This window comes from Sorangium sp. KYC3313 (assembly GCF_052075895.1).
GTDB classification, from domain to species: domain Bacteria; phylum Myxococcota_A; class Polyangia; order Polyangiales; family Polyangiaceae; genus Sorangium; species Sorangium cellulosum_B.
Window position 1 is genome coordinate 11,907,017 of record NZ_CP197255.1, and the last position, 19,869, is coordinate 11,926,885.

Sequence of the window (19,869 nt, forward strand, 5' to 3'; positions counted from 1 at the left end):
CGCCCCTGTTACACGCGTCGCCGAGCGGCGGTCACCCGCACAGGAGACGGGCCCAGATCGGCGTTTTCGGCGCGGAAGCGCACTCCAGTGCGCTGAGCACCGAAAACGTCGAGATGGGCCCGTATCCGACGCGGGTGACCGCCGCTCTAGCTTCAGCGGGCGCGGTAGAGCTCCCTCGCGAGCCCCGCCCCCCAGCGGCCGATGGCCCGGAGCGGCAGTGCGCTCACGACCTCGCGGTACACCTCGGGCCGCCGCGCCGCCGTCTCCCGCAAGAACCTCACGAAATCGGCCGGCTGCATCTCGTCGCGCAGCAGCGCCGCGTACGCGTCGTTGCCCATCGCGTGGAGCACGGCGAAGGCCGTGTTGAGGAGCGCGTTCATCTCCCCTGCCCTCGCCCCGCCGGCCGGCTTCGCCATGAGGGCCGCGAGCGCGCCGGTGCCCGAGTGCACAGGCGCGTCGCGCGCCGTGGCCAGCGCGCGACGCGCGCCCGGCTCCCGGACCGCCCGCGCCAGATCGGCGGCCGTCGCCGCGAGCTCGCGCACGTTCGCGCCGAAGCCGCAGAACGTCAGCGGCGAGTGCCGCGCCGCCGCGTCCCCCACGAGCCGCACCCGGCGCCCCGGCGCGCGCGGCGCGGCCGACAGCCGCGACCAGCCGGGGATGAAGCCGAACGTCGGGCGCACGAGGCGCGCGTCGCCCTCCTTGTAGCGCGAGAGGAGCCGGAAGAACCGCGCGTAGAGCGACAGGAGCGCGCCGGGCCCGACGTCCCCGGAGCGCGCGTAGTAGAAGAGGTAGACCGTCGTCTCGCCCGGCCGCCCCGGGAACGCCTCCCAGAGGTGCTGCCTGCCCTCCTCGACGTCCTCCGTGGTGGCGAGGATCTCGCCGACGTCCGGCCGGATCCGCCGCTCCCCGTCGCCCTCCGAGAGCCCCGTGAGCACGCCGCCGACGGTCGGGCAAAGGAGATCCGCGGTCGCGTAGGGGCTCGCCGCGCCGCGCGCGTCGACGAGGAGCCGCGCGGACAGCGCGCGCGGCGCGGCGCCCGGCTCCGCCTCGGCCACGGCGAGCGCGACCGCGTCCGGCCCCTCCGCGTGCCCGAGGAGCGCGTGCCCGTCGAGCAGCGTCACCCCCAGCGCCTCGGCCCGGGCCCGCGCCGCGGCGAGCAGCCCCCCCGCGTCGATGGCGTGGTCGAGCACGCCGCGCACAGGGTACGTCCCGCCGCCGTGCCAGCGGCAGAGCCCCTCGACGTAGCGGGCGATGACGAGCCGCTCGATCTCGTCCCTCGTGAAGATCCCCGACGCCGACAGCGCGGCCACCTCGGCCGTCCCGGCGTTCCACTCCCGGTGCGCGGCGCCGATCCGCGCCCGGTCGAGCACCGCGACCCGCAGCCCGGCCGACGCGAGCAGCGGCGCGAGCAGGAGCGACAGCCCGCCGCCCGCGACGACCACGTCGTAATCGGCGGTCGCGCCCCGCTCCGGCGGCCGCGGCGAGGGTCCCGGTCGAGGCGCCGGGGCGGCCCGCGCCGCGTCGAGGTGCTCGAGGCGCGCGAGCAGCGCCTCGCCGCCCGCCTCGCGCACGCGCCCCCGCGCCGCGTCGATCTCCCGCGCGGCTGAGCCCGGCGCGCCGCCGCGGCTCATCGCGCCGCCTCCAGGAGGAAGCGGACCTCGTCGAGCGGCGGCGCCGCGCCGTGCTCGCGGGCCTCCGCGGGCGCGACGGACCTGCGGAGCAGCGCCCGCAGCACGAGCCACGCCTTGCGGCCCGGCGACACCACCGCGCGCGTCGACACCGAGTCGAAGCCGCGGCGCGCGATGACCCGCCCGATGTCGGCGTAGATGAGCCGCGCCGCCTGGATCGCGGGGCGGCAGTCGCGCGGCAGCATCGGGATGCCGGCGCCCGCGCGGAGGTAGAGCGCCTCCGCCTCGGCGAGCAGCCGCGCCACGAGCCGCCCCAGCCGGTCGTCGAACACAGGCCGCGCGAGCCACCCGTCCGGCGCGATCCCGGCCTCCCGCATCCAGGCGAGCGGCAGGTAGATCCGCCCGCGCCGCGCGTCCTCGCCGACGTCGCGCGCGATGTTCGTGAGCTGCATGGCGACGCCCAGGTCGCACGCCCGCGCGAGCGCGTCGGGCCCCCGCGCCCCCATGAGCGTCGACATCGTCGCGCCCACGGTGCCCGCCACGCGCGCCGCGTAGGCGTTCAGGTCCGAGAGCGTCTCGTAGCGGCGCCCCTCCGCGTCCCACGCGAACCCCTCGAGCAGCGCCTCGATGAACGCGCGCGGCAGCCCGTGCTCCGCCATGACGTGGGCGAGCGCGCGATCGACCGGGCTGTCGTCCGGCCTGCCCGCCGCGGCGCGCGCGAGCCGCTCCCGCAGCGCCGCGACCGCGGCCGCGGCCGCGGACGGCGGCGCGTTCTCCCCGAGCTCGTCGACCGCGTCGTCGGCGACCCTGCAGAACGCGTAGAACGCCGCCGCCGGCTCCCTCACGCGCGCGGGCAGCAGGAGCGCCGCCGCGGCGAAGCTCTTCGACCCCTTGCGCAAGAGGTCCCTGCACGCGGCGAAGTCCGCCGCCGACGCCTCAGGCGAGCTTCGATGCATCCGGGACCACCCGATCCAGCACGCGGGCCGACGAGAGCACCCCGGGCAGACCGGCGCCCGGGTGCGTGCCTGCCCCGACGAGGTAGAGGCGCTCGACGTCCTCGCTCGCGTTGTGGGGCCGGAAGAAGGCGCTCTGCGCGAGCACCGGCTCCGGCCCGAACGCCGCGCCCCGGAACGACAGCAGTCGGTCCTGGAAGTCCTGCGGCGTGAGGAGCCGCGAGCTCGCGAGCGCGCCCTCGAGCCCCGGCAGGATCGTCGCCTCGAGCAGCGCCGAGATGGAGCGCCGGTACCGCTCCTGGGCCGTGGGCCAGTGGGTGCCGCTGAGCAGGTTCGGCACCGGGGACAGCACGTAGAACGCGTCGCAGCCGGGCGGGGCGAGCGCCGGATCGGTCGCGGTCGGGCGGTGCAGGTACAGGCTGAAGTCGTCGGCGAGCACGTGCTTCTCGAAGATGTCCTCGAGCAGCGGCCTGTACCGCGGGCCGAGGAGGATCGTGTGGTGAGCGACGTCCGGGTACTGCCGGCGCGTGCCGAAGTACCACACGAAGAGGCTCATCGAGTAGCGCTGCCGCTCGATGCGCCGGTCGGTCCAGCGCTTCCGCGCCTCGGGGGGCACGAGGTGCCGGTAAGTCCACGCCGAGTCCGCGTTCGAGACGACGACGTCGGCGGCGAGCCGCTCCCCCGACGCGAGCTCCACGCCCCGGGCGCGGCCGCCCTCCACGGAGATGCGCCGCACCTCGGCGCCGCACCGCACCGAGCCGCCGAGGCCCTCGATGAGCGACACGAGCCCCTTCACCAGCGCGCCCGTGCCGCCGATCGGGAAGTGGACGCCCCAGTTGCGCTCGAGGAACGCGATCAGGCTGTAGATCGAGGTCGTCGAGAACGGGTTCCCGCCCACGAGCAGCGGGTGGAAGCTCAGCACCTGGCGCAGGCGATCGTCCTTCACGTGCTTCGCGACGAGGCCGTACACCGTGCGGTAGCTCTCGAGCCGCACCATGTCCGGCACGATGCGCGCCATGTCCATCCACGACCCGAACGGCACGTGCGCGAGCTCCTCGAACCCGACGCGGAAGATCGCCTCGCTCCGCCGGACGAAGCGCTCGTACCCCTCGACGTCCCCGGGTGAGAGGCGCGCGACCTCGGCGCGCATCGCGGCGGCGTCGCCCGTGTAGTCGAACGTCACGCCGTCGTGGAACCGGATCCGGTAGAACGGCGCGACGGGCCGCATGTCGATGTCGTCGGCCATCTTCCGGCCGCAGAGCTGCCAGAGCTCTTCCAGGAGGAACGGCGCCGTGATGACGGTCGGCCCCGCGTCGAAGGTGAACCCGTCCTGGCGGTGGACGTACGCGCGCCCGCCCGGCTGGTCGAGCTTCTCGACCACCGTGACGTCGTAGCCCCGCACCCCGAGCCGCACGGCCGCCGCGAGGCCCCCGAAGCCGCTGCCGATCACGACGGCGCGCGGCGCGCGCGCTCCACGGAGGACGCCGCCCGCGCGCGCCGCTCGCGGGGGAGCGGCCACCTCGTCGCCCGGCGAGGCGTCAGGCCTGGCCGGATGCGCCGGATCCTGCGCCGAAGCGCTGGTGTTTTGCATGACGTTCAGTATAATGTTTGTCCTAGCCTTTGACAAAGGCGAATGACAAGCGCGAAAGACGTCGGCAGGAGGGGGTCTTTCTGGGCCTCGCTGCCCGCCGTTCCGATGCATCCCGGTGCGCCGGGCCGGCGCGGACGGCCGCGGCTCGGCGGGTCCTAGCAAGGTTTATCCAGTTGAGCCGCTACAGAATCCATGTCGTCTCGGAGATGTGTGGCGTGTCCTCGGCGACGCTGCGCGCGTGGGAGCGTCGTTATGGCGTGCCGTCCCCCGCGCGCACGGCGTCGGCGTACCGCCTGTACAGCGACGACGATGTGGCGGTGATCAAGAAGATGCGCGACCACGTGAACGGCGGGATCGCCGCGGCCGAGGCGGCGCGCATGGTGCTCGAGGCGGCGGGGCCGCGCGCGCCGGTGGGCGCGAGCGGCGGCGACGCGTTCGCGGGGGCGAGCGAGCGCATCGTCGACGCCGCGGTCCGGTTCGATCCTGACGGCCTCGAGGCCGAGGTGAACCGGGCCCTCTCGCTCGGCCCGGCGGTGACGATCTTCGAGCGCGCGCTCGGCCCGGCGCTCGAGCGCATCGGCGATCTCTGGCACGCGGGGAAGATCACGGTCGCGCAGGAGCACCTCGCCTCGCAGGTCCTCGGCGCGACGCTGCTGCACCTCCTGCGGCTCGCGCAGCCTGGCGAGAGCGGGCGTCGCGTGCTGCTCGCGGCCTTCGCCGACGAGGATCACGTGCTCGGGCTGTTCGGCATCGGCCTGCGCTTCTGCTCGTGGGGCTTCCGCTCCGTCGTGCTCGGCGCGAGGACGCCGCCCGCCGCGATCGCGCGGGCGGTCGAGGCGCTCGCGCCGGACCTCGTCGCGCTGACGGTCGCGATCCCGCCGCTCCCGCCGTCGGCGCGCGAGCTCGTCGACGCCTACGCGGACGCTTGCCGGGGCGTGCCGTGGCTCGTGGGCGGCGCGGGCGCCGGGGCGCTCCGGCCCTTCATCGAGGCGCGCGGCGGCCTCGTGGCGGCCGCGGAGGCGACGGAGATCCGCGCGCAGGTCGAGTCCGCGCTGCACGCGCGGCGGCGCCGCAAGGACGGGCGCTGAGCGCGCGCGCCCCGCCGGCCGGGGCGTTCGCTGCGGTCAGCCCTCGACTTCCTTGCGGAGCAGATCGAGGACCCTGCTCTGCGACTCCGGCTTGAGGGCGCCTTCGGCAGCGAAGAGCACGTGGCCGTTCTTGCCGACCACGACGACGTTGCTGACGCCGCGGCGGAGCTTGTAGGCCGCGCGGAAGGAGCCGTCCCAGTCGCAGTACACCGTCCCGCCGACCTTCCTCGACTCCTCCCGGATGGCGTCCTTCACGAAGCCTCTCGCCGGCCAGAAGTCGTAGGAGCTGACGTCGGCGATCGCGGCGACGGCGATGCCTCGCCGGTAGCGGTCGCCCTTCGTGAGCTTCGCCAGCGCGTCCTTGAGCGCCTGGTTCTGGGTCTTCGAGTCCTTGTCCTCGTAGACGATGAGGATCGGCTTGCCTTGAAGCGCCTTGATCTGGAGCGCGCGGCCGTCCGCGTCCTCGACGCGCGCGTTCGGCGCCCGGTCCCCCTCCGAGGGCAGCGCCAGCGCCGCGCCCGAGATCAGCGCGAGGGACAGCGCCGCCGCGGAGGCGACCGAGCGGAGGCGGGCGGCGAGGACGCCGCGGCGGCGGGGGGCGGGCGGGCAGGGCTGCATGTCCGGGGTTTCTAGCGCTTTCCGGGGTGCGCTCCCAGGGCTGTTCGAGTCTGACGAGTCCGTTCGCCGCCGTTCCCGCCCATCTGCCTCGAGGGGACGACGGCGCGCCGTGCTCTTGACACCCCACGTGCCGTGCAAAGATTGGGCGGTGCGAAGAGACCGGCTCTCGTAGCCAAGGTCCCGTAACGCTACAACAAATCGGCCGTCGCGAGCAGGGTGACGGCGCCGTGGGCGGAGCCCCGGCGCGCGCCGCGCGCGGCGGTCATGGAGGATTGACATGCTGCACCGAGCCACGGATTTCGATCGCGCGTTTGCCATGATGGATGAGCTTCGCCGGCGCCTGGACTGGGTGTTCGAGGAGGCGGACGCGCCCCGCGCGTCGCTCCGCGGCGATTTCGACCAGACGTCCCGGTACGTGGGTGGTCCGCGCGTTTACCTGTTCGACACGGGGAGCGCCCTTGTCGTCAAGGCCGATGTTCCGGGCCTGACGGAGAAGGATGTTCAGATCTCGCTGAATCAGGACGTCCTGACGGTGAGCGGCGAGCGCAAGTCGGATGCGCCGGAGGGCTACCTCGTCCACCGCAGGGAGCGGGGCGGAGTGCGCTTCAGCCGGAGCTTCACGCTGCCGAGCAAGGTCGATCCGGAGAAGACGACCGCCGTCCTGAAGAACGGCGTGCTGACGCTCACGCTGAACAAGGCCGCCGAGGCGCAGCCGCGTCAGATCGCGGTGACGGCGCGCTGAGAGAGCGGAGAACCGAGGAGCGAACGAAGCGAACGAAGAGGAGAGCGACGATCCTGCGACGAGCGGATCTGGAGTGTACCGAGAAAGGAGCGATGAACATGAGCACCGATCGCAGCTTGACCCACCGTGCCGAGAGCAACCCCGAGAAGATCCAGCAGCGCCCTGCGGTGGCGCCGGCGGTCGACATCTACGAGAGCGCCGACGAGCTCCTGGTCGTGGCCGATCTCCCGGGCGTGACGCAGGATCGCCTGGCGGTCCGCGTGGAGAAGGGCGAGCTCACGTTCGAGGGCCGGCGGACCGAGGCGGCCGAGCGGGAGCAGGGCGTCGAAGGCCTGCCGGACTTCCGCCGCAGCTTCGTCGTCCCGCAGGGCATCGATTCCGAGAAGATCTCCGCGGATCTCCGGGCGGGCGTCCTGCGGATCCACCTGCCGAAGAGCGCGTCGCTCAAGCCGCGTCAGATCCCGATCAGCGCGAGCTGAGGCGGTCTGTCGGGTGTCGAGGCACCGTGTTGCCGATCACCGACGGCCCCCTCCGGGGCGGCGTCGGGGCGGCGCGCGGTGCCTTTCGCGCGTACGAAGTCGAGACGAGCGGGCGCTGACGTGTCGCGTGCGCAGCCTGGAGTCACCACATCACCGAGGACCGGCGGTGTAACCTGGCGCGACATCTTCATGCTGCGTCGCTGTGCGCGCAGGCTCGAGGATCGGGTGGTGGATCAATAGCCTTTGACCGTCAGCGTCCAGGTGGCCTCGCTCCCGCACGCGGTCCCCTCGACGTGTCGGACCTCGATGGCGAACCAGCGGTGATCGTCGGGACCCGCGCGATCGTTCCAAGTGGTCGTGAACGATTCAGGCGTGCCTTGCCCTCTCACGCCGGACGTGAAGCAGTTCGGGGCATCGACTTCAAGCTCTCCCGGATATACTATCAGATCGAAGTTCATCCCCGGCGGAGAGGTGAGCGTGGCCTTGAAGACCTCGGAGCCAGGAACGTTGAACTTGTCGACGACGTAGACCTTGAACCACTTCGATGTTGTCCCTCTCTCCGTCAGCGTCACCGAGTCGCCGCCGTCATCGCCCGAGATCTCACCGAGATCCTCTGCTCCAGCGCACGTGTTCGGCGCCGCATAGTCGCACTCGGCCACCGCTCCCCCACCACCGCTGGCGCCACCATCGCCTTCATTGCTCCCCGCGTCACTGCCCTCGCCCTCAGCGCCGCCAACCCCGGTGGAGCCGACGCTCACGCTCGAGCTCGAGGTCGAGCTCGTGGACAGGTCTTCCCCTCCGGCGCCGCCATCACCGCCGAGCCCGCCTCCGCCGGCCTGCTCCTCGTAATAGCCGGGCAGCAGATCGTCGGTGCCGTTGGCGCACGCGGCGAGGGTGAGAAGGACCGCAGGAATGACAAGCAGCCGGCCGGGCGTGTGCATTGCACGCATTCTATCTGCTCTCACGACAGCGGTCCAAGGAAGCCACGAGGCAACGTGAGATACCGTAGCGTCGTTCATCACCGCCGGAAACGGAGACAACCGTTCAAGTTGTTTTCATTACTACGAACCTTAATTTCCGCGAATATCGATGAGGACTCGGCCCGAAACGACGGACGGGAACGTCCACGATACACATCTGGAACTCGATGCCTCGCGTGCCTCCGTAGAACGAGAATGAGACCTCACCTCCTGGCCCGCCCCGGAGCCCCCTCCACGCGCGCGGCCCGGACCGGGCCAGGGGCACCGCGCCGCACCACGCCGCCGCACCCCCGCTCCCGCCCGCCACGGGCCCGCGACGTCCCGGCTGGCGTCAGCGCGCTTCCGCGACGTCCCGCATTTCGGTAGTCTCGGCGCCGCTGAAGCCCGCCCTCGACGCCTTGCTCTCACTGCGCGCGAAGACGCTGCTGGCGATCGCCGCCACGCTGCTCGGGCTCAGCTTTGCCTTGTACGGCGTTTCCTCGAGGGCGCTCCTCGCCAACTCGATGGCCGCCGAGGCGCAGGACACCCGCCGTACCGTGCACGTGGCGCTCAACCTCTTCCGCCAGGCCAGCAGCGACTTCAACGCGCGCTGGACCGACTGGAGCCAGTGGGATGACGCCTACGCGTTCGTGCAGGACGGCAATCAAGAGTTCGTTCGCTCGAACCTCGTCGCCCAGCTCTTCGACATCGCCCGGATCGATCTCGCGGTCTTCGCCGGCGCAGACGGAAACGCCGTGTACAGCACCGGCTACGACCACGCCACGAAGAGCTGGGCCCCCCTGCCGCGCGGCGTCGCGGAGCGGCTCCGCGTCGGCGATCTCCTCTTCGGGCGGGACGCGCCCAGCAGCGCCGTCCGAGGCGGCATCGTCCTCCTCCCGGACGGGCCGATGCTCCTCTGCTCCCAGCCGAGCGTCGGCAGCTCCGGCCGCGGACCGGTCGCCGGCACCGTCACGTTCGGTCGCTTCTTGACCGACGCCGAGATCAAGCGCCTCACCGAGCCCGCCGGCCTCTCGCTCGCCGTGCGCCGCCTCGACGATCCCCGGTTGCCCGACGACTTCCGCGAGGCGCGCGCCGCCCTGTCCGACCGCGACCCGATCCTCGTCCACCCGCTCGGCGGCGACCGGATCGCCGGATACACCGTCCTCAACGACATCGACGGCAAGCCGGCGCTGCTCGTGCGCGTGGACAACGACCGGGCCATCCTCAGGATGGGTCATGACACATTGCGTTATCTCGTGCTCGTGACCGTGGTCGTGGGCCTGGTCTTCGGCGGCGTCACGCTGCTGCTCCTGGAGAAGCTGGTCCTGTACCGGCTCGCCCGCCTCAGCCGGGAGGTCACGGAGATCGGCGGCGTCGGCGACCTCTCGGCGCGGGTCGCGATGCCGGGCACCGACGAGCTGTCGCGCCTCACCGGCTCGATCAACGGCATGCTGTCGGCCCTGGAGGCGAACGCGCGGCGGCAGAGCCAGCAGAAGGCGGCGCTCGAGCAGGCGAAGGCGGCGGCCGAGCGAGCTCATGAGCGCTCGGACCGGCTCCTCCTCAACATCCTGCCGAGGACGATCGCCGATCAGCTGAAGGAGCACGAGCAGCTCATCGCCGAGCACTTCGAGGAGGTGACCGTCCTCTTCGCGGACATCGCGGACTTCACCCCGCTCGCCGCGCGGCTCCCCCCGGCGGAGCTCGTCGGCCTGCTCAACCGGATGTTCTCCTCGTTCGATCAGCTCGCCGAGCAGCACGGCTTGGAGAAGATCAAGACCATAGGAGACGCCTATATGGTCGTCGGCGGGCTGCCGGCGCAGCGCCCCGATCACGCGAGGGCCATCGCGCGGATGGCGATCGCCATGACGCACACCGTGCGCCAGTTCGTCGGCGACGACGGCGAGCCGTTCCAGCTCAGGATCGGCATCAACACCGGGCCTGTCATCGCCGGCGTGATCGGCAAGAAGAAGTTCAGCTACGACCTCTGGGGCGACGCGGTGAACGTGGCGAGCCGCATGGAGTCGAGCGGAGAGCCCGGCCGGATCCAGGTGAGCGAGGCGAGCTATTCCCTGCTCGCTCGAGATTTCCTCCTCGAGGAGCGGGGCCTCGTGGCGATCAAGGGCAAGGGCGCGATGAAGACCTATTGGCTCATCGGCGAGAACACACCGCAGTAGCGCGGCGCGCGCCACGACCCACGCTCGTTCGCGCTCGCTACCCCGCGATTGACAGGCCCCCAGCCGATTGACAGGCCCCCAGCCGATTGACAAGACCAGGCGGGCGTGCAATGGCTGCCCGCCGATGTCAGACCAGGAGCGAGGCGCCCTCATGGACAAGCAGGCCCCGAACGAGACGACGCTTCCCGTCACCGTCCGCGAACCGGGCCCCGGAGAGGACCGCGACGAGCTCGTGCGCCTCCTCTTCGGCGACGCCGCGGCGTCGGCCAGGCGGCCCGAGGAGTACGAGGCGCGCTATCCCCGGCGCGCGCTGCCCAAAGGCGCGATGGTCACCCGCTACGCGCCGAGCCCGACCGGGTTCATGCACATCGGCGGCATCTTCGTGTCGCTCATCAACAAGCGGCTGTCGCTCCAGAGCGAGGGCGTCTTCTACCTCCGCCTCGAGGACACCGACGTGAAGCGCGCCATCCCCGGCGCGCTCGACACCATCGTCGACTCCCTCGCGCGCTTCGATCTCTCCCCTCAGGAGGGCGTGCTCCGCGCGCCGGCGAAGGACGGTGGCGCGTCGTCGCGAGGCGAGTTCGTTCAGCAGGGCAACTACGGCCCCTACATCCAGACCGAGCGGGTCGGGATCTACCGGGATTACGCGATCGATCTCATCCGCCGCGGCTTCGCCTACCCCTGCTTCTGCACGGTCGAGGAGCTCGACGCCATCCGGCAGGAGCAGATGGCCCTCACGGTGAAGCCCGGGGTCCACGGCCGGTGGGCGAAGTGGCGCGACGCGCCGCTCGCCCGGGTGAAGGAGGCGCTCGCGGGCGGCACCCCGTTCGTGCTCCGGCTGCGCGCCCCGGACGACGTCTCCGGCCGCGTCGAGTGGAAGGACGGCGTGAAGGGCGTCATCTCGATGCCCGTCAACGATCTCGACACCATCCTCCTCAAGTCGGACGGCATCCCGACGTACCACTTCGCCCACGCGATCGACGATCACCTGATGCGCACGACGCACGTGATCCGGGGCGACGAGTGGATCTCGTCGATGCCGCTCCACCTGCAGCTCTTCCGCACGCTCGGCTTCAGGCCGGTCGAGTACGCCCACGTCCCGCCCATCCAGAAGCTCGATCGCGTGGAGGAGGTCGACCCGGAGACAGGCGAGACGAAGGTCTCGGACGCGCGGCGCAAGCTGAGCAAGCGCAAGGACCCCGAGGCGAACATCGCCTATTACCGGGAGATCGGCGTCCCCGAGACAGGCACCATCGAGTACCTCCTCAACATCGCCAACTCCGCGTTCGAGGACTGGCGCAAGGCGAACCCCGACAAGCCCTATTCCGCCTTCCCCCTCAAGCTCAACAAGCTCGCCCCCGGCGGCGCGCTGAGCGACATGGTGAAGCTGAAGAGCGTGAGCCAGGCGGTCGTGAGCCGGATGAGCGCCGAGGACGTCTATGCCCAGGGCCTCGACTGGGCCAGGGAGCACGACAAGGAGCTCGCCGCGCTGATGGAGCGAGATCCGGAGTACACGAAGCGCGCGCTCGGCATCGAGCGCGGCGGCAAGAAGTCGAACAAGCGCATCACCACCTGGCCCGACCTGCGGCCCCAGCTCTTCTTCTTCTACGACGAGCTCTACGACCGCGTCGACGCGCTCGATTTCCCCGAGAGCGTCCCGGAGGGCGATCGCCAGCCGCTGCTCCGGCAGATGCTCGACACGTTCGACCCGGCCGACTCGAAGGAGGCGTGGTTCGAGAAGATCCGGCAGATCGCGGTGGCCTCGGGCTACGCCGGCGAGGTGAAGCAGTACAAGGCCTCTCCCGAGTCGTGGAAGGGCCATGTCGGCGACGTCTCGATGCTCCTCCGGGTCGCGGTCTGCGGCACGAGGAACAGCCCCGATCTGACCGAGGTCATGGCGGTGCTGGGCGAGCCGCGCGTGCGGGCGCGCATCGCGCGCTTCCTCTGAGGCGCGGCGTGACGAGCCCGCGGGCCGCGCGACGAGGGCGCGGCCGGCAGCGGCAGGAGGAAGAGCGATGAGCGAGGTGTGCCGGTTCGCCCCGTCGACCACCGGGCCCGCCCACCTCGGCACGCTCGCCGCGGCGCTGCTCGCCTGGCTGGACGCGCGGTCGCGGGGCGCGCGGCTGGTCCTCCGGCTGGAGGACCTCGATCCCGACCGCTGCCGGCCCGAGTTCGCGCGCGCGATCGAGGAGGATCTCGCGTGGCTCGGGCTCGATTTCGACGAGCGCGTCGAGCAGCACGCGCGGAGGGCGCACCACGAGGCGGCGATGGACCGGCTCCAGGCGCTCGGCGCGCTGTACCCCTGCTCCGCGACGCGCGAGGAGGTGCGCGCGATCGGCCGGCGCGCCCCGGACGGCGGCTTCGCCTACGACAACCGCGCGCGCGGCCGCGCGCTGCCGCCCGGCGGGTGGCGCGCGAGCGTGGAGCCGATCCGGGCGCGGCTGCCCGACGGCGTGTTCCGGCCCCTGGACGAGGGCGGGCTCGACCTGTCGCAGGAGCCCGCGCTCGAGATGGGCGATCCCGTGGTTCGCCGGCGCGACGGCGCCTTCTCCTACCAGCTGGCGGTGGTGGTCGACGACGGCGCGGCGGGCGTCACGCGCGTCGTCCGCGGGCGCGACATCGCGCCGAGCACCGCGACGCAGGCGGCGCTCCAGGCGCTGCTCGGGCTGCCAGCGCCGGTCTACCGGCACCACCTGCTCCTCCTGGAGGAGCGCGGCGGCAAGCTGGCGAAGACGCACGGCGCGGCGCGCGGGGCGGCGCTCGCCCGGAGCGCGCCCGCGCTCACCGGCGCGCTCGCCTGCTGCGTCGGCCTGCGGGATCGCCCCGATCCGTGCACGCCGGCGGAGCTGCTCCGCGAGTTCGACTGGTCGCGCGTGGCGACCGCGGACCGCGTCGTGAGCCTCCGCGACGGCTCGCTCACGCTGGCGGCGAGCGGCCCCTGAGCGGCGCGTAGATCAGGCGGGCAGCGGCGAGACGGCGCGCCCCAGCATCGGGAGCCACGTGAGGATCGCGTTCGGCCGCGGGAAGTCGTCGTCGTCGTCGTCGTCGCGCCGGCCATCACGCCCGCGGCGGGAGCGGCTGCCAAACAGCGTCCAGGCGCGCCACGCCTGCCCGGCGAGGTCACGCGCCCGTCCCGTCGAAGTGTCATGTCCAAGGAGCATCATGTGGGGCAGCCGCTTACCACAGGTCCATGTCGGCGCGCCAGTGTTCCACGCCGAGGCCACGCGAACGTGACCGTCCCGAGGACCGGCCGCGGTGCCCGGACCGTCCCTGCTCTCCCTCACAGTGCCCGGGATGCAACCCCTCCACGGCGCGCGGGATGCAGCGACCTGGCGCTCGATCTCCCGGCTCGCGGCTGCTGCCCATCTACGCGACCGACGGGCTCGGGGTCGGCCCGCAGGGGTTCGGCTTCCTGCGCGCCGCGCCGGCCGTCGGGGCCGGGCTCATGGCCGTGGTCCTCGCCTTCCGGCCCCATCACGCGGCGCGCCGACCTGGACCTGCGGTCAGCGGCAGTTACACATGATGCTCCTTGGACAGGACACTTCGTCGGGACGGGCGCGCGACCTCCGACGAAGACGCCGCCGAGAAGGCCTGATGCGCCTCGCGACGAGCGCGCGCAGCACATCTTCGCTCCCTGCCCGGTGAGGGCCAGTCGCTCTCTCGAGGACTGGAGGCGACCACTCCATTCGTGAGCCCCGCGGCGAGCGCGCGAGGCAACTCGGCGCGAATTTGACCGCGAGCACACCCGCAATCTCGCGAGGCCGTGCGCAACAAATGCAACTGAACACAACCGAACACAACCGAACACAAATCCAGTGCGAACCAGCGCGAACCAGTGCGAAAACGATTGCGCACCACGTACGACGCACCGCTTCCCAGATCATTTGCAATTTGACGAGGACGTTATAATGCACACTGAGCGGCACGCGATCATACAACGCACGACGACAATCCCAGCCAGGCTGTCCGAATTGCTTGACACAGAGGTAGCCCATGACCTTACATGTCTTATGGATACGATTATCGCGTGGGCTGTTGGTATCATGATGACATGGGCCCCGCCTGGGAAGAGCTTCATCAAGGACGCGGTCGAGACGCCCGAGGAAGGCCGCGCGCGCTACCACGAGATCGCACGCGCGGCGGCGAAGGTTGCCTATGATCCCGCGTTGAAGCCGCTCTTCGGCGGCCCGCGCGGTCGAGCCGAGACGATGGCGCTGCTCTTGTCGATCGCGTACTTCGAGAGCGGTTACCGTCGCGACGTGGACCTCGGGCTCGGGAAGCTCGCGCGCGGCTCGGGGCTCGACTCCTGTCTGCTCCAGGTCCGCGTCGGCGCCGGCAAGACCCGGGAGGGGTGGTCGCACGAGGATCTCGTCGGGGATCGAGAGAAATGCTTCCGCGCTGGACTCGCGCTGATCAAGGGATCCTTCGGGGCGTGCCGCAAGCAGGAGCCGCGCGACCGGCTCAGCGCATACACGCGCGGCAGGTGCGTCGACAACGACAAGCATTCGAGGGCGCGCATCGGGCGCGCGCTGAACGTGCCGCGCGCGCCGATAACGGACGCGGCGGTGCTCGCCGCAATGCCCGGGCGCGCCCCCCTCCCCGCGGCGCCGCCGAGCGCGCCGTCCGCGACAGGGGCGGCCAGAACGGTCGCACCAGCCGGAACCGCCGGAAACGACAGCTAACGCGGCGAGGAATGAGGGGGACTGGCCAGCGCGCGAGCGCGTCGCGATCGCCCCGCGCGCGACCGCTCCCGCCGCGCCGGGCGACCCGCTGGAGGCGCGCTCAGCCCCGGATCAGGTTCGTGGCCGCCTCGGCGGTGAGGTAGCTCTTGCTCTTCATTCCCAGGCGGATCGACGACAGGCTCACGTCCGTCTCGCCCTGGAGCGCGGCGATCGTCAGCGCGTTGTGACAGTAGATGTTGATGAGCTTCGGGCTACCACCGCTCCTCGCGTGCAGCAGCTGCTGCGACGCGAGGTCCAGCCGGAGCCCCCGCCTGCTCCCTCCGACCGAGCACATCCTGAAATCGATGTATTCGATCATCTCCTGCAGGGTCATGCCGGGCAAGAGGAGCGACTGAGCGCCGGAGTAGAGCTCGCGCGGCACGCCGTTCGAGGCGAGGGTCGCGGGGAGATCGGGGGCGCCCACCAGGATCATCGAGAGCCTGCCCGCCGGGGCGCAGCGCAGGATGTCATGGAGCTCCATCAGGAGATCGTGATCCTCCGGATCGACGCCGTCGACGACCAGCACCGCTATCGCGTCCGACCCGGCGCGGAGGAGCGCTTGCCCGAGGAACGCGTCGACGAGGAACTGCTGGCTCAGCGTCGGTGTGATGGCCGTCGCCCCCACCTGCCTGCACAGCGACACGAGCGGCCGCGTCCCGAAGAGCAGCTGCGGCTCGACCGAGAAGACCTGGATCCGCGGGACCTTGTTCTTGATCATCTCACAGACGAAGGTCCGGCCGCTCCCCGGCTCGCCCACGAGGATCGCCGGGCGCTGCCCGGCGACGATCTGCGACGCCAGCGTCCTCAAGATCCAGGCATAAGGGCCTGCGTCCCAGAAGAAGCTCGGCTGCCGGATGTCGCTGAACGGATAGCCGGTCAGCCCGAAATGATCCCGGTAGCTGTACTGGCCGGTGAAGTGCCCGACGGCGGTCGAGCTGCTCACCAGGATCGTGCCCGTCGGCGTCGCGAGCGGGCCCCTCGGCGGCGCCGGGAGCTCGCTTATCCTCGTATCGGCGAGATCCATGGGCGCGCCGAGCAGCGCGCTCTTCGCCTCCGGCGCCTCTCGCGACCTGACGCTGCTGCGCCGGAGCATCAGCATGTCCTCGAGGAACGCCACGATGTGCCCGGCCGACGGCCGCTCCTGCGGCCTCTTCGCCATGCAGCGGCGCAAGAGCTCCGCGAGGAGCGGGTCGATGTCCGGCATCGCCAGCTTCGGATCCGGGACGGGCGCGTGGCAGTGCGCCTGGAAGCAGCCAGCGAGATCCCGCGCCGAGAAGGGCGTCCTGCCCACGAGCAGGTGGTAGAACGTGCAGCCGAGGCTGTAGATGTCCGACGGAGGCGCGATGTCCTGCCCGGTCCATTGCTCCGGGCTCATGTAGAAAGGCGTGCCCTCCAGCGTGCGGGCGGCGCTGCTCCCGAGCGGACCGCTCTCCGGATGGGACGCGAGGCCGAAGTCGGCGATCTTGAGCGTCCCCGACGCATTGAGGAGGAGGTTGGCGGGCTTGACGTCGCGGTGGGAGATGCCGTACGACGCCGCGAGCTCGAGCGCCGCCGCGGCCTCGCGCATCTTCTCGATCCCGAACTGCTCCGGCAGGCGGCCGCCGTGCTGCTTGGCCGCCTGCGCCATGGTGAGGCCGTGGACGTACTCCATGGCGATGTAGCGGACGTCCTCGTCCTCGCCGACCTGGAAGATCTGCACCACGTTCGGGTGCAGGAGGCGCGCCGCCGCGCGCGCCTCGCGCAGGAAGCGGTCGCGCCGCTCGGGATCGGTGTCCGCGCTCCCCTTCGCGATCAGCTTCACCGCGACGTCGCGCTGGAGCACGCTGTCCCTGGCCAGGTACACGGCGCCCATCGCGCCGATGCCGAGCAGCTGGATCAGCTGGAACGGTCCCAGCCACTGTCCCGCCAGGTGAGTCAGCGTACTCGCAGGCTCCGCGATCATCGGACTCTCATTCCCATCTTGCCATCAAACCCGTGCGCTCGCCGGGCGAATGCGTCGGCTTCCAGTCCACGACCCGCTCACGACCCGCACGAGGAGCTCACAGCTGCCCCGCGCCGGGCCCCGCGTCGCTCCGCGCCCGACCCCGCCCCAGGATGTGTCCCATCGTGAACGCGGAGAGGACGAGGACCGTGACGATGATCGGCACGGCGTAGGTCGCGAGGGACGCGATGTTGGGCGCGCCGGCCGCGGCGCCCGCGCCGGCCGCAGCCTTGTCGGCGCCGCCCACCGTCATCAGGATGGCCGTGGCCATCGAGGCGGCGATCGAGAGCAGGGCGATCGCGAGCCCCGCGGCGAGGCCGCTCGGGCCAGTCGGCTCCAGCACGACGGGCGCCGCGGCCGCCGGCGACGCAATCCCCGGCGAGGCGACCGGGACCGTCACCAGCGGACCGTCCAGCTTGACGTGGACGTTGACGACCATGTCCTGGCCCGCCCACGGGATGACGAGCCCCTGCGGGCTCGCGCTCGCGACGGCAGGGGGCGCTGCGGATGCCGGGCGCGCCGCCGCCCGGGACTCTTCGTGGTGGATACCGCTGGTCATCATGGCCTCATGGGCAGGGTTGGTCTGGTAGTGCAGCGTGTCGGCGTCCTCGTCGAGCGGGCCCGGGCGCCTCTTCGCCGGCATCACCTCCGTGACGCTCGACGGCGCCGGCGCGCGCTGCTCCGAGAGGGGCGGCCGCTGCGCGGGCGCCCGCTCCCGCGCGGGCGCGGCGTCGGCCTTGCGACCGCCCCCGCTCGCGACGTGATCTGCGGCCGCCTTCTTCATGACGTCCGAGATCACGCCGTAGACCTCTTTCCACGCGGACTCGACGTCGCGCGTGAAGCCGTCGCCCAGCCCTTCGCGCAGCGTCCAGAGCAGCGCCTCGCCCACCACGTCGTAATGCCGATCGACGACCATGTAGCCGTGGTGCCGCACGCCGAGCGCCTGGAGCACCGGCACGAGCCTGCCCAGGTTGTTCAGCCCATCGACGGCCACGGCGAGCGTCTGCATGAGCTTCTTCTTCTGCTCGGCGATGTCGTTCTTGAAGAGCGGCCGCACCGACGGTTCGAGCTCGAAGAGGCGGTCGTAGAAGAGCGCGGCCGCGGCGTCCGAGATGGGCATCACCTTCGCCCACGATCGCTGCACGAGCTCGATGGTGCGCAGGCTGATCGGCGCGCCCGCGGGCGCCGCGGCGGGCGCGGGCGGCGGGTCGCCCTGCCAGGGCGGCACGACCCCGACGAGCGTCCGCGAGGCCTTGGTCGACGAGGGCGGCGGCACCGACTTCGGCAGCTGCACCGACGGTTCCCCGGGCGCCACGCGCTGCGCCGGTTGCTGGGCGCCGATCCGCGGGGCCTCCCTCCCGGCCGGCGCCGGCGAGGGGTGCGCCTGCGCGCCGCCCACGGCCGCGTGGGCCGCGGCGGCCTTCTTCATGACGTCCGAGACCACGCCGTAGACCTCTTTCCACGCGGACTCGACGTCGGCCGAGAAGGAGTCGCCGAGCCCCTCGCGCAGCGTCCAGAGCAGCGCCTCGCCCACCACGTCGTAATGCCGATCGACGACCATATAGCCCTGGTGCCGGACGCCGAGGCCCTGGAGCACCGGCACGAGCTTGGGCAGGTTGTTCAGCCCATCGACGGCCACGGAGAGCGTCTGCATGAGCTTCTTCTTCTGCTCGGCGATATCGTTCTTGAACATCGGCCGCACCGACGGTTCGAGCGTGAACAGCCGCTCATAGAACAGCGCCGCCGCGGCGTCCGAGATGGGCATCACCTTCGCCCAGGACCACTGCACGAGCTCGATGGTGCGCTGGCTCAGGAGCTCCGGCGGCTGCGCGCTGCGCGCCTTGTTGAGGAACTCGGGCGCGCCGTAGGCCCCCGGCCCTCGCTGGGTGGCAGGCCCCGCAGAGGGCAACGCACGCGCCGCGGGCGCGGGCGCGGGCGCGCCCGTGCTGCGTTGCGGCTTGGCCGCATCCCCCGGCGTCGCGGCGCCGCGCGTGTTGGTCGAGGGTGCGAAGGGATCGTTCGGTTTGGCCATCGTGGTTGTCCGCTGGAGGTTACCGGGAATGCGCCGGTGAGGTGCGCGCCGTGGCGCGCGTGTTCAGAGCACAGGAGCCGCCTCTATCGCCATCCTACATCACGGGGCCGGCGCCTGCCTACGGCGCGGCGAGAGGGCTGCGCCGCCGGCGCGAGGGGCCCGTGGAAGCGCGCGCCATGCCCACCAACGCCCCACCAACGCCCCACCAACGCCCCACCAACGCCCCGCCAACGCTCGACCAAGGCGCAACGAACGCACGACGAACGCGCGCAGATCGCGGCGGCCTCGCCGGGGGCGCGGCGGCGCGACGAGCGGACCGAGGCCACGGATGTGGCGCTGGCGAACCGCACCTGTACCGGCCCCGTAGCGCTGCGCACTTCCCGAGCGACACCGTCGACGGACAGGGCATCGGAGCGGCGGCGCGCCGGAGCCGCAGAGAGCGATGGAGTTCGCGCCATCGACGCTCGATGTTCCAGAAGGGGTGAGCGTCTTATCGCCCTTGGGCTCGAGCCGCTCCGTGCCGCCGCGCTCCGGTGGAACGACTGGGCCCCAGGGCGCGCGACGCCGCCGGGACGACCAGGATCTCTCCCGAGAGGCTCACACCAGGCGAGCAGGCAAAGCGAGCGACGAGCAGCGCTCGCCTGAAGGGGCCGGACGGCGGGCTCGCTCAGGCCGCCTCTCCGGCCTCACGCTCGGCGTCTGCGGGCAGACCCTGAAAACGAAAAACGCGAGGTGGCCTTTCCGACCAATCCTCGCGTCCTCTTGCTTCTTGCTACTTGGGTCGTGGTTGCGCGGGCGGGATTTGAACCCACGACCTTCGGGTTATGAGCCCGACGAGCTACCAGGCTGCTCCACCGCGCGAGAGGGAATCTACTCACGGCCTCGCTCCGGTCAAGGATTCTC

The 19,869-nt window shown here is 71.6% G+C and carries 16 protein-coding genes and 1 tRNA gene; 8 read left to right on the top strand and 9 right to left on the bottom strand.

The annotated features are described in order from the left end of the window. Positions 1-152: 152 nt before the first annotated feature. From ACSRUE_RS45335 to crtI, 3 genes are read right to left on the bottom strand one after another with little or no spacing between them, the layout of a single operon-like run. Positions 153-1,631, bottom strand: a complete 1,479-nt coding sequence (locus tag ACSRUE_RS45335; protein WP_441288987.1) for a lycopene cyclase — start codon at positions 1,629-1,631, stop codon at positions 153-155. Further along, positions 1,628-2,584, bottom strand: coding sequence for a phytoene/squalene synthase family protein (locus tag ACSRUE_RS45340; RefSeq protein ID WP_441288988.1), 957 nt, complete (start codon positions 2,582-2,584; stop codon positions 1,628-1,630). Before ACSRUE_RS45340 ends, ACSRUE_RS45335 begins: the two co-directional genes overlap by 4 nt. Beyond that, positions 2,565-4,172 carry a phytoene desaturase family protein gene (gene crtI, locus ACSRUE_RS45345; protein ID WP_441288989.1) on the bottom strand — a complete coding sequence of 536 codons (1,608 nt, stop codon included), beginning with the start codon at positions 4,170-4,172 and terminating at the stop codon, positions 2,565-2,567. The genes ACSRUE_RS45340 and crtI overlap by 20 nt, the downstream gene beginning before the upstream one ends. Before the next feature lie 173 nt (positions 4,173-4,345). Here crtI and ACSRUE_RS45350 point away from each other — a divergent pair, with 173 nt between their 5' ends. Then, positions 4,346-5,260: a MerR family transcriptional regulator gene (locus ACSRUE_RS45350; RefSeq protein ID WP_441288990.1), complete on the top strand. Its 915-nt coding sequence runs from the start codon at positions 4,346-4,348 to the stop codon at positions 5,258-5,260. 36 nt (positions 5,261-5,296) lie between these two features. Here the strand turns inward: ACSRUE_RS45350 and ACSRUE_RS45355 are convergent, their stop codons facing one another. After that, positions 5,297-5,878 (bottom strand): YtfJ family protein, encoded by a 582-nt coding sequence (locus ACSRUE_RS45355; RefSeq protein WP_441288991.1) that lies wholly within the window; start codon positions 5,876-5,878, stop codon positions 5,297-5,299. 277 nt (positions 5,879-6,155) lie between these two features. Between ACSRUE_RS45355 and ACSRUE_RS45360 the strand changes: the two genes are divergently transcribed. Both ACSRUE_RS45360 and ACSRUE_RS45365 read left to right on the top strand, forming a co-directional pair. Next, entirely contained in the window at positions 6,156-6,620 is a 465-nt protein-coding gene (locus tag ACSRUE_RS45360) for an Hsp20/alpha crystallin family protein (protein ID WP_437761723.1), read from the top strand. A gap of 98 nt (positions 6,621-6,718) precedes the next feature. After that, positions 6,719-7,099: an Hsp20/alpha crystallin family protein gene (locus ACSRUE_RS45365; protein WP_441288992.1), complete on the top strand. Its 381-nt coding sequence runs from the start codon at positions 6,719-6,721 to the stop codon at positions 7,097-7,099. A 233-nt stretch (positions 7,100-7,332) separates the two neighbouring features. Here ACSRUE_RS45365 and ACSRUE_RS45370 read toward each other — a convergent pair whose 3' ends face one another. Continuing rightward, positions 7,333-8,040 (bottom strand): hypothetical protein, encoded by a 708-nt coding sequence (locus ACSRUE_RS45370; RefSeq protein WP_441288993.1) that lies wholly within the window; start codon positions 8,038-8,040, stop codon positions 7,333-7,335. Positions 8,041-8,477: 437 nt separating this feature from the next. On the opposite strand from ACSRUE_RS45370, the gene ACSRUE_RS45375 reads away from it, so the two are divergent. The 3 genes from ACSRUE_RS45375 to ACSRUE_RS45385 all read left to right on the top strand — a co-directional run bounded on the left by ACSRUE_RS45375 (position 8,478) and on the right by ACSRUE_RS45385 (position 13,174). Continuing rightward, the gene (locus ACSRUE_RS45375; protein ID WP_441288994.1) at positions 8,478-10,232 is read left to right on the top strand and encodes an adenylate/guanylate cyclase domain-containing protein; all 1,755 of its coding nucleotides are present in this window, start codon (positions 8,478-8,480) and stop codon (positions 10,230-10,232) included. A 151-nt stretch (positions 10,233-10,383) separates the two neighbouring features. Further along, positions 10,384-12,180, top strand: a complete 1,797-nt coding sequence (locus ACSRUE_RS45380) for a glutamate--tRNA ligase (RefSeq protein WP_441288995.1) — start codon at positions 10,384-10,386, stop codon at positions 12,178-12,180. Positions 12,181-12,247: 67 nt separating this feature from the next. Continuing rightward, complete coding sequence (locus ACSRUE_RS45385; RefSeq protein WP_437761728.1) at positions 12,248-13,174, top strand: glutamate--tRNA ligase family protein; 927 nt, start codon at positions 12,248-12,250, stop codon at positions 13,172-13,174. 12 nt (positions 13,175-13,186) lie between these two features. On the opposite strand, the gene ACSRUE_RS45390 is transcribed toward ACSRUE_RS45385, so the two are convergent. Next, positions 13,187-13,396, bottom strand: a complete 210-nt coding sequence (locus ACSRUE_RS45390; RefSeq protein ID WP_441288996.1) for a hypothetical protein — start codon at positions 13,394-13,396, stop codon at positions 13,187-13,189. Between the two features lie 155 nt (positions 13,397-13,551). On the opposite strand from ACSRUE_RS45390, the gene ACSRUE_RS45395 reads away from it, so the two are divergent. Beyond that, positions 13,552-13,755, top strand: a complete 204-nt coding sequence (locus tag ACSRUE_RS45395) for a hypothetical protein (RefSeq protein WP_441288997.1) — start codon at positions 13,552-13,554, stop codon at positions 13,753-13,755. Between the two features lie 520 nt (positions 13,756-14,275). Next, positions 14,276-14,914 carry a hypothetical protein gene (locus ACSRUE_RS45400; RefSeq protein ID WP_441288998.1) on the top strand — a complete coding sequence of 213 codons (639 nt, stop codon included), beginning with the start codon at positions 14,276-14,278 and terminating at the stop codon, positions 14,912-14,914. A gap of 100 nt (positions 14,915-15,014) precedes the next feature. On the opposite strand, the gene ACSRUE_RS45405 is transcribed toward ACSRUE_RS45400, so the two are convergent. The 3 genes from ACSRUE_RS45405 to ACSRUE_RS45415 form a co-directional block, all read right to left on the bottom strand. Next, complete coding sequence (locus ACSRUE_RS45405; RefSeq protein ID WP_441288999.1) at positions 15,015-16,895, bottom strand: protein kinase domain-containing protein; 1,881 nt, start codon at positions 16,893-16,895, stop codon at positions 15,015-15,017. Positions 16,896-16,992: 97 nt separating this feature from the next. After that, positions 16,993-18,966, bottom strand: coding sequence for a globin family protein (locus ACSRUE_RS45410; protein ID WP_441289000.1), 1,974 nt, complete (start codon positions 18,964-18,966; stop codon positions 16,993-16,995). Positions 18,967-19,750: 784 nt separating this feature from the next. Further along, a tRNA-Met gene (locus tag ACSRUE_RS45415) sits at positions 19,751-19,827 on the bottom strand. Positions 19,828-19,869: the final 42 nt, after the last annotated feature.